We start from the raw sequence: 8,766 nt of genomic DNA, 5'->3' as shown, positions 1-8,766 counted from the left end.
TAGCAACAGGTAATCCTTATCTCAAATATAAGATGGAACTAGAGAATGATCTAACTCTATTAGAAAATCAAAGACGCGCCTTTCAACGCAGCAAGGATCACTATCGTCATACAATCTCTTACTGTGAAGAAAATATGCCCATTCTTGAGAAACGATTAAGCAAATATGAAGGAGACATTCAACAGTCTGAAATGTCGAAAGACCAGGCATTTTCTATGACGGTAGGTAAGCAAGCTTTTGATCAACGATCTGAAGCAGGGGAATCCCTACACCGTCTTATCCGTCATAATCAAGCTGACAGCAAAGAATTCCGTACCCTAGCAAGCTATCGAGGATTTGACATTAAAATGCTTAGTCTTCCAACAAATCAACCTCTTCCTGAAACCTTCTCTGTTAAGATTGTAGGAGAAAATCAGTATTCTGTCAGTTTAGATCTGTATTCTCCTTTGGGGACAATTCAAAGGCTTCAGCATACGATTGATCACATTAAAGAGGACCAAGTGAAAACTCAGAACTTATTGGATGAATTAAAGGATAAATGGAATACTGCTAAAGTAGAAATTGAGAAAAACTTTCCAAAGGAAGAGGATTATCAAACTAAAAAGGCCGAATACGATGTACTCGCGCCATTGATTGAAACGGAAACGGATTTAGATATTATTGATCAGGCCTTAAGACAATTCCATGAAAAAGGAAAAGAAAAGCAAGAACAACTTTCTTTTGAATTGGAGTAAAAAATAGATACAAATAGCGGACAAGAAAAGAAAAGCGCGGTAGAATAAGGATAGAAAGAAACGAGGTAACAATTATGATGGAAGATACCTATTATCAATTAGAAGAGGCTTTGGTACAGGGATTTCAAACACCTGAAGAATACCAAGCCTACAAGGAACTAAAGGAACATTATGAGGAAGTGACAGGGGATTACAGTTTTTCTAAACGAGAACTTACTAGTCAATTGGAAATTGCTCTTCAGAATCATCGAGGTGTGGACTTTGAAGAACATGAGAAAGAGGAGTATTTGGACTTAGTTCAAAAATTAGAAGAGTTTGATTCCTCTCTTGCCACCCATTATCGTCAATTGATTGACTAGAAAGGAGAAAGTCATGAATGATTTATTCCTTATCCCAGTATTTTTTTTAGCAGTAGGAGGAATTCTCATTCTTTTATGGAGACTCTTTCTTATTGCCAGTGGACTTTTCCTTATTGGTTTTGTCAGTTTTCTTATTTTTGTAGAGGTCTATGGAATTTATTTATTCTTTACTGAACCGACCCTTTATATGGAAGATTTATCTCAGAATGGTCTGATCAGTTTTACAGTATTTTATGTAACTTTTAATCTAGCCTTTCTTGTCTTTGGTATTTTAAAAATTATCAGTTGGAAAAGAGAGTAAAAAAACAGTTGAACAAGGTTGTTCAGCTGTTTTTTATATAGGCGCTAAATTACAGAATTGTAATTATAAGGCGATGATAATGATGATTTCAAGTAAAATCAATATGAATCTTCTTTTGGGAATATTCATGTGAAACCTCCTTTAATAAATTAATAAAAACTTTAATTATTATGGTATAATCTAGTCATATTTTATCACATGGATAGATTTTATTTGAGATTTGTCCCATATTTGCTCATGGAGGTATAGGATGTTAAAAAAATTTGGAGAAATATATAAATTATTTAGAGAATCAAGAAAAATTACTCTTAGAGAGATTGAGCACAAAGGAATATCACGTTCACAGCTGTCTAGGTTTGAAAAGGGGGAGACAGATTTAACGATAACAAAATTTTTGTTGGCTCTTGAACAGATAAATGTTCCCATCGAGGAATTTATGTTTGCAGCTAATGATTTTAAAAGAGATCACTTTTATCAACTTATAGATGAAGTTAAGCAGTGTTTCCTTAAGAGAAACGTGGCTAAATTACATAAAATGTTGATTAAACTCATGGAAAATGATGATTTATCTATTTTTTCAACAATCGAAATTATTTTTTTAAAAATAAAATTACAAGAACTTTCTAACGAAGAATATTTCAGCGATACGGATATAAACAGAATAACCAATTACTTATTTAGTGTTGATTATTGGGGAATGTTTGAAATTTTATTATTTGGAAATATCATGTATATTTTCAATCATGAAACATTTCTATTATTATCTAAAGAGATGTTACATAGAACTGAGTTTTATCATGACATACCTAGTTATAGAAGAGTAATCGCTAGTATGGCTCTAAATGCTTTTATCATTTGTATTGAAAGAGATTATCTAACGGATGCAAAATATTTTGAAAAACAAATTTCGCATTTTTATTTTGATGAATCCGAAATTTATGAACGGTTGATTTTTACATATGCACGCTCTTTTTATGAATTTAAAAAAGAACAGACAACAAAATCAATCCTAAAAATGAGAAAAGTAATTGGATTTATGCGTGCAGCAGAATGTGAGAAACTTGCAGAAAGATATGAGGAGCATTTAATTAAAATATTAGCACCTTTATCAGATGATAAATGAAAGTGCAGATTTGGGACAAAATAGAATTAGATTTATAAAGTGATAAACTATGCTCGTAAGCTTACAAATATAATTTAAAGCAAAGAAGGGATAGTCATGGCTAGTTTAGAGAAATATGAATTGATGGAAACTGAACTAACAGCAATTAGTACAGCAGATTCAGAATTATCAATGAGGTATTATTATTCGAAACAGTTAGCCTGGCAAATGGAGCCAACGACAGGGGTAGTTTATATTTTAGATAAACAGATAAATAAAATGTTTTTACTGGAAGATTCCTCAAAAGATATTTGGCTTTCTTTTTCCAAGCAGAGGACTTATAATCAAGTTTTACTAAGCCTTTCTGAGATATATGGCTGTGACATTTCTGAAATTAAGTCACTGGTAGATGAGTTTGTACTAGAACTCTTAGAGAATGGACTAATTTATGAACTCTGAATTCTATGATAATGATATATACGCTTTAGCTTCAAAAAACAAAACATTACTATCTGTTACTATAGAATTAACAACAAGGTGTAATTGGCGGTGTAAGCATTGTTATCTTCCTTCGTATGTCACTAAGGGGATTTCAAGAGAATGTCTTTATGAATTGTTTCAGGATTTGAGAGAGATGGGGACGTTTGAATTGCTCTTTACAGGTGGTGAGATATTTACACGACCAGATACATTGGAAATTATTAGAGATGCTAGAGAGATGTTCTTTGATGTTAAATTGTTTACGAATGTTTCATTGTTGAATGAGGAGATAATTAAGGCGTTAGCTGAATTGAATATTTCTCAAGTATCATGTACGGTGTTTTCAATGAATGAAAATATCCATGATCAAATAACTTCAGTTAAAGGTTCACTAAAGAAAACGGTAGCCAATTTGAATTTATTAAAAGAATACGATATACCAGTGGAAGTTAAACAGATTATTCTTACTACCAACCAAAATTGTATTGATGAAGTGTCAGAGTTTTGTAAAAATATGAATTTTAAGCATTTAGCTACAACGAATATCTTTTATAAAACTGATGGTAATGCCACCCCGTCTATATTTCGTGTGAGTGATCAGTTCTTAAATGAGAATATAGTAAAAATAGACACAATTAGAAATTTTAGATGTTTCGAAAATAATTCAAGTATGTATGTCTGTAATGCAACAAGATACAGTTGTACTATTGAATCAAATGGAAATTTTTTAGCATGTAATAATTTAAACATGCCTATTGGAAACATATTAAACACTTCCATCAAGGATATTTGGTTAAATTCTACTACTTTACACGAGATTCAAAATAAGAAATTTAGCGAATTGGAGAAGTGCCCAAGTTGCCCACTTAATAAGTATTGCAATAGATGTAGTGGTATAGCATTACTTGAGGATAAATCTCTTTGGGGATGTTTAAAATCTGAGCGTCAAGTAGCTAGAGCAAGGTATGTTAATCAAGACTATTATTCTGGCATTGGTATAACGAGTTTTCATTGTTAATTTTTAGTTAGAGAGATATGAAGTGTTATTTTTAATTCCTCTGGAGAGAGGCATATAAGTACTACATGATGGGAAAGGAGAGAGGGTTCATGGCTAAAGTTTTCAAAAAACCACAATTGGTTGTTAAAACACCAACAGTTGTTGTCAGTAGTACAAAGTCAGCACTATGTAGTGGTGGAAGTTCTCATATTGTTGTTGACACAAGTAGTAACTAATCAACTTTTGATTAGACGTTGCTAAAGGTAATGCAAAGGATGATTAAATAATTTTAACTTGTATCATTCTTTGCTTACCTTTTTAGGAGTTGTGATATGCATGACTGAAACTATTAAAGATATAACAGATGTTATAAAATTATACCGAGAAAATCGTAATTTATACTCAGTAACGATTGAAATAACTTCGTTTTGTAATTGGAGATGTGAACATTGTTACATTTCAGAATATAATCAGAAAGGATTTGATTTAGATACTTTTAGAAATCTCTTAGTTCAATTACGAGAGTTAGGTACATTTGAAATTGTTTTTACAGGAGGAGAAGTGTTTGCACATCCTTTTGCTATGAAATATATTAAGATTGCTAGGGAAATGTTTTTCAATGTAATTATCTATTCAAATGTGTCAATGTTGAATGAGCAACGTATTGCAATTTTGTCAGATCTATATATTGATTATATTTCTTGTACAATATTCTCAATGGATAAAGAGATTCACGATCAGATTACCAATAAAAAAGGTTCATTGGAAAGATGTCTTCATAATCTAGAATTATTAAAGAAATTTGATATTCTAGTAGAGGTAAAAACACCTCTATTTTTACAAAACATTAACTCCATTGATAAAGTATATGATTTTTGTAAGAAAAATAATTTCAAATATAAGGTTGATACCCAAATTGTTCCAAGGAGAGGTACGATAGGAAATGAGGTTAGAGTGAAATCGTTGACTCTAAAACAACTAATTCCAATACAGAAAAAAATAGATGAAATAAATGGTGTTACTTTTGTTCATAAGAATGAAAATTTTTTAACGTGTAGTTCTGTGCAGTTATCACTATATATAACATGTTTAGGAGCAGTACAACCATGTTCTCTTTACAGTAGGAGTATTGGAAATATATATCTGACCCCTATCAGAGAAATATGGAATAGATCGGCTTTCAATAAGATAGCAAAATACACTTTAAAAAACAGTAAGAATTGTAGTACATGTGCGATTTCTAATTATTGTACGCAATGTCCTGGTATTGCATTATCAGAATCGGGAGACAGTAGAAATTGTTCTACGATATGCAAAAAGACAGCTTTAGCAAGGAGTATAGTCTATGCAGATTTATCTTAAACCGCTGCGTTGGTATCTTTTCTTTAATCTGGTTTTTGGTGGTATTTCCAATGTCTGCACTGCCTTGCTACCCTATTTCACCCAGGAATTGGTTAGGGGGCATTATCAAATTGCCTTGTATGGCTACTGCCTGGCGGTGTTGTGCTATCTGGGTTGCAACTATATCCAGATGCGTTTGGATTGGAAGCAGGCAATTCTCTTTTCCACTCATCTTAAAAATGACTGGTTTCAGGCGCTTTTGGAGCTGGGACACCACGATTTCAAGCAGAAAACGGTGGCAGAGTACATTTCCTATCAATCAAACGACCTAGATTCCTTGGAGAAGGACTACCTACCACCTCTTATGAGTTTTATCAAGCAAATTCTGAGGATTCTCATTTACACTGTGGTGATTAGTCGCACCATCAATCCTTTGGTCGCTTTGATTTTGCTTGTTTCGACAGCTGTCAGTATTCAAATTCCCAAGATTGTGGGGAAGTTAACCGCCCAACGTCGGCAGGTTTATCTAGAAAAGCAGGGAAATTACTATCGTACTTTGGAGGATTTGCTCAAGGGACACCATCTGGTCAATCAAGTCACCTTGTCTGGCTTTCAGGACCAGCAACGAAATGCTCTAAACACCTTGCAGGATAAGTATCTGGGCTATGGTTTGACCAAAATCATGGGTATCCTGCTGACGGGGCTTTCCTTTGAGTTTATCAGCATTGTCCTTTTCGCTTATCTCGCTTACTCCCTTGCCACCCAGCAGTTGGGCATTCCTGAGGTTGTGGCTAGCTTTGGCTATATCACTGCTTTTTCGGAGCCAATTCAGGAAATCCTATACGACTTGCAAATGCTGGAGTCGGTCAAACCTGTGGTGCAAAGTTTTCAAGCAATTGTCAGCTGTCCGTCCGCTGTTCAGGCACCTCAGATGTCTTTCGAGACCCTGATGCTAAACCATATCACCAAGCGACTGGGGGAGTCTAGCTTGACTATTCCCCACGTTGAAATTCGCAAGGGGGACAAGATTGCCCTCATCGGCGAAAATGGTTCTGGAAAGAGTAGTCTGCTCAACATTTTAAACGGGACTGACCGAGATTTTCAAGGCGAAATCTTACTTGATCATCTCCCTGTTCATCAACTCTGGGGCAAATTTGGTATGATTTTGCAGCAGGAGCATACTTTTATTTCTTCTTATGACAATAATGTCACCATTTTCAAGACTTTAGATGAGAATTTCAGGGATGAGGAGTTTGAAAAGACACCACCCCAATCTCTATCAGGTGGACAGCAACAACGCATGTATCTTAATCGTGAGAAAAATCGTCAGAGTCCGCTGATTATCATGGATGAGCCTTTTTCTGCCTTGGATGCTAGCCAGTTTCAAAAGGAATTGGACAAGGTTCTCAGCTTGCCAAGTGCTGTTATCATCACCCTCCACCGTCAAGAAGAGGCGTTAGAACGATTTGACCAGGTCTGGGAAATCAAGGATGGGGAGTTGGTTGTTGTGAGAAGAGTTCTAAAACATGACTAACATAAGCTTTTCAAAAGTTCAAAAGAGTTTTCATAAGAATGTGATTTTGGATATTCCTGATTTTCATCATCTATTATCTAGTCATTATAAAACTGATCATACGCTTTCAACGCATTTCGGTTTTTTTTGGGGTTTAAATGCCGTGCGCTTGTTTTAGTCAGGCCTCGTTTTTCCTGTGATCAGCTCGGTGAATTTGAGACAATTATTTGATAGTATTATAAAAAATTAAGGATTCTTTTTCAATGTAGAGTCCTTTTTCTATTGTGATACTTTTTTCAAGATTTATCTGGTATGCTTGACCTAGTTTTTATAGAAAGAAGGTCTAAGATGTTAAATAAAGTCAAAACTAAAGCCTTAATTAGTGTTGGAGCAGTGGCTGCAACTAGCTTTATTCTCATGATGGGATATACTGCTGGTCAACATTCTACTGCTAAACAAAGTCGTAAAGAGATTGAATTGGCTGCAGCTAAACTTGTAGAGGACAAACAAGCAGAAGATAAAGCAAGTATTTTGTCATCAGATACTGTAAAAGAATTTTTGACACAGTACTATACGAAAGAAAAGCTCGGAGAAAATAATACACGTATTCAACCTTATATGACTGAATCAGCTTATTCTCAAGAATTGTCAAGTCAAAATGATGCCATGAACCAAGTGTATAAGGATTATATTTTGGATTATCATTTTGAAAAAGCTAATATCTTTGTCAATCAGACTACGAATCAAGCCATTGCTATGGTGTCTTATAATGTAACCTATGTATCCGATTTAAAGAATGCCAACCAATCAAAGACCAATCAGACAGAAACCAGAACGGTTAAGTTGTCTTATTCGAAACTACCAGGTAAGTTATTGGTCAATCAAGTACAGGTTTGGAAATCTGGGTTAGATGATTTAGATAAGGCAACTCCTAAAACTTTAGAAGAATCATCATCAATACCATCACTGCCAAATACTACGACAAAATGATGATGTTTGATGAATATAGAGGAATGTAAGCAAATTTCAATTCTTGATGTAGCCAATCGTTTAGGTATCTACTTTAAACAAGTTTCGAGCAGTGTCTATGAGCATTCTGAACACGATTCATTTCGGATTTTTTCAACTACCAATACTTTTAAATGGTTTTCAAGAGATATTCAAGGTGATGTCATTGATTTTGTTCGACTTGTTAAGGGAATTTCCTTTAAAGAAGCTCTAGCCTTTCTTTCTGAAGAACCTTTTCAAAAAGAAGCTGTTCAAGAAAATAGAGATAGACCATTTTATTATCCTTTAAAGAGAATAGAAGATTCTAGCTGTAGTCTGGCTAGATATTATTTAACAGAATGTAGAGAAATCTCAGAAGAAATCGTACAAAAGATGATTCAACAAGGTTTGATAGCACAAGCCAGTTGGAAAACAAATGAAACTGTTGAACCTGTTATTGTTTTTAAAAGTTTTGATCATCGTCACAAACTGCAGGCAACAAGCTTACAAGGAATTTATAAGAATCACTCTCTTCCTAGAGAAAGGTTAAAAACGATTCTAAAAGGAAGCCATGGACATGTTGGAATATCCTTTGACATTGGTAAACCAAATAGACTGGTCTTTTGTGAATCGTTCATCGACTTGATGAGCTATTACGAACTTCATCAACAAAGTCTATCAGATGTTCGCTTGGTATCTATGGAGGGATTAAAAAGGTCTGTTGTCGCTTATCAAACTTTACGACTGATAGCTGAAGAAAATCAGAAGTTGGAATTCTTAGATACAGTAACACCTTCAAAGTTATTGCCTTTGATCAATACAATTCGTGATACCACTACCTATTTCAATAATCATCCTGATTTATTGACACTTGCGGTAGATTGTGATGATGCAGGTAAAGATTTTTCTGATAAGTTATCTCAATCAGGATTTCCTGTTTTACTGGATTTAC

10 protein-coding genes and 1 pseudogene are annotated in these 8,766 nt (G+C 34.2%); all 11 read left to right on the top strand.

The window, feature by feature from the left end; translation table 11 throughout:
- A pseudogene (locus L0M85_RS09505) lies at positions 1 to 734 on the top strand (helicase SNF2); the annotation flags it as partial.
- Between the two features lie 74 nt (positions 735 to 808).
- Entirely contained in the window at positions 809 to 1,093 is a 285-nt protein-coding gene (locus L0M85_RS09500; RefSeq protein ID WP_000969640.1) for a DUF5962 family protein, read from the top strand.
- Positions 1,086 to 1,394, top strand: coding sequence for a DUF5966 family protein (locus tag L0M85_RS09495; RefSeq protein WP_135782416.1), 309 nt, complete (start codon positions 1,086 to 1,088; stop codon positions 1,392 to 1,394). The genes L0M85_RS09500 and L0M85_RS09495 overlap by 8 nt, the downstream gene beginning before the upstream one ends.
- Positions 1,395 to 1,644: 250 nt before the next feature.
- Complete coding sequence (locus tag L0M85_RS09490; RefSeq protein WP_135782415.1) at positions 1,645 to 2,517, top strand: Rgg/GadR/MutR family transcriptional regulator; 873 nt, start codon at positions 1,645 to 1,647, stop codon at positions 2,515 to 2,517.
- A 96-nt stretch (positions 2,518 to 2,613) separates the two neighbouring features.
- A complete protein-coding gene (locus L0M85_RS09485) occupies positions 2,614 to 2,955 on the top strand; it encodes a PqqD family protein (protein ID WP_000157487.1) in 342 nt (113 codons plus the stop codon).
- On the top strand, positions 2,945 to 3,994 hold the full coding sequence (locus L0M85_RS09480) for a radical SAM protein (RefSeq protein WP_082782024.1): 1,050 nt from the start codon (positions 2,945 to 2,947) through the stop codon (positions 3,992 to 3,994). Before L0M85_RS09485 ends, L0M85_RS09480 begins: the two co-directional genes overlap by 11 nt.
- 89 nt (positions 3,995 to 4,083) lie before the next feature.
- The gene (locus L0M85_RS10030; protein WP_267472554.1) at positions 4,084 to 4,209 is read left to right on the top strand and encodes a hypothetical protein; all 126 of its coding nucleotides are present in this window, start codon (positions 4,084 to 4,086) and stop codon (positions 4,207 to 4,209) included.
- Between the two features lie 100 nt (positions 4,210 to 4,309).
- Positions 4,310 to 5,335, top strand: coding sequence for a radical SAM protein (locus L0M85_RS09475; protein WP_000140809.1), 1,026 nt, complete (start codon positions 4,310 to 4,312; stop codon positions 5,333 to 5,335).
- Positions 5,319 to 6,848, top strand: a complete 1,530-nt coding sequence (locus L0M85_RS09470; RefSeq protein WP_135782413.1) for an ABC transporter ATP-binding protein — start codon at positions 5,319 to 5,321, stop codon at positions 6,846 to 6,848. Before L0M85_RS09475 ends, L0M85_RS09470 begins: the two co-directional genes overlap by 17 nt.
- Before the next feature lie 327 nt (positions 6,849 to 7,175).
- Positions 7,176 to 7,817, top strand: a complete 642-nt coding sequence (locus tag L0M85_RS09465; protein ID WP_135782412.1) for a peptidylprolyl isomerase — start codon at positions 7,176 to 7,178, stop codon at positions 7,815 to 7,817.
- A 9-nt stretch (positions 7,818 to 7,826) separates the two neighbouring features.
- The coding region (locus L0M85_RS09460) for a toprim domain-containing protein (protein ID WP_238656921.1) at positions 7,827 to 8,766 on the top strand (940 nt) is incomplete at its 3' end.

Source organism: Streptococcus sp. DFI.7.26, assembly GCF_022240605.1.
GTDB lineage: Bacteria > Bacillota > Bacilli > Lactobacillales > Streptococcaceae > Streptococcus > Streptococcus xiaochunlingii.
The sequence above is the reverse complement of the archived record's forward strand: the minus strand, read 5'-3'. Positions and strand labels throughout refer to the sequence as shown.

Coding starts and splice junctions, on each gene's coding strand:
- L0M85_RS09500 (WP_000969640.1), top strand. CDS start 809: ATGATGGAAGATACCTATTATCAATTAGAAGAGGCTTTGGTACAGGGA.
- L0M85_RS09490 (WP_135782415.1), top strand. CDS start 1,645: ATGTTAAAAAAATTTGGAGAAATATATAAATTATTTAGAGAATCAAGA.
- L0M85_RS09485 (WP_000157487.1), top strand. CDS start 2,614: ATGGCTAGTTTAGAGAAATATGAATTGATGGAAACTGAACTAACAGCA.
- L0M85_RS09480 (WP_082782024.1), top strand. CDS start 2,945: ATGAACTCTGAATTCTATGATAATGATATATACGCTTTAGCTTCAAAA.
- L0M85_RS10030 (WP_267472554.1), top strand. CDS start 4,084: ATGGCTAAAGTTTTCAAAAAACCACAATTGGTTGTTAAAACACCAACA.
- L0M85_RS09475 (WP_000140809.1), top strand. CDS start 4,310: ATGACTGAAACTATTAAAGATATAACAGATGTTATAAAATTATACCGA.
- L0M85_RS09470 (WP_135782413.1), top strand. CDS start 5,319: ATGCAGATTTATCTTAAACCGCTGCGTTGGTATCTTTTCTTTAATCTG.
- L0M85_RS09465 (WP_135782412.1), top strand. CDS start 7,176: ATGTTAAATAAAGTCAAAACTAAAGCCTTAATTAGTGTTGGAGCAGTG.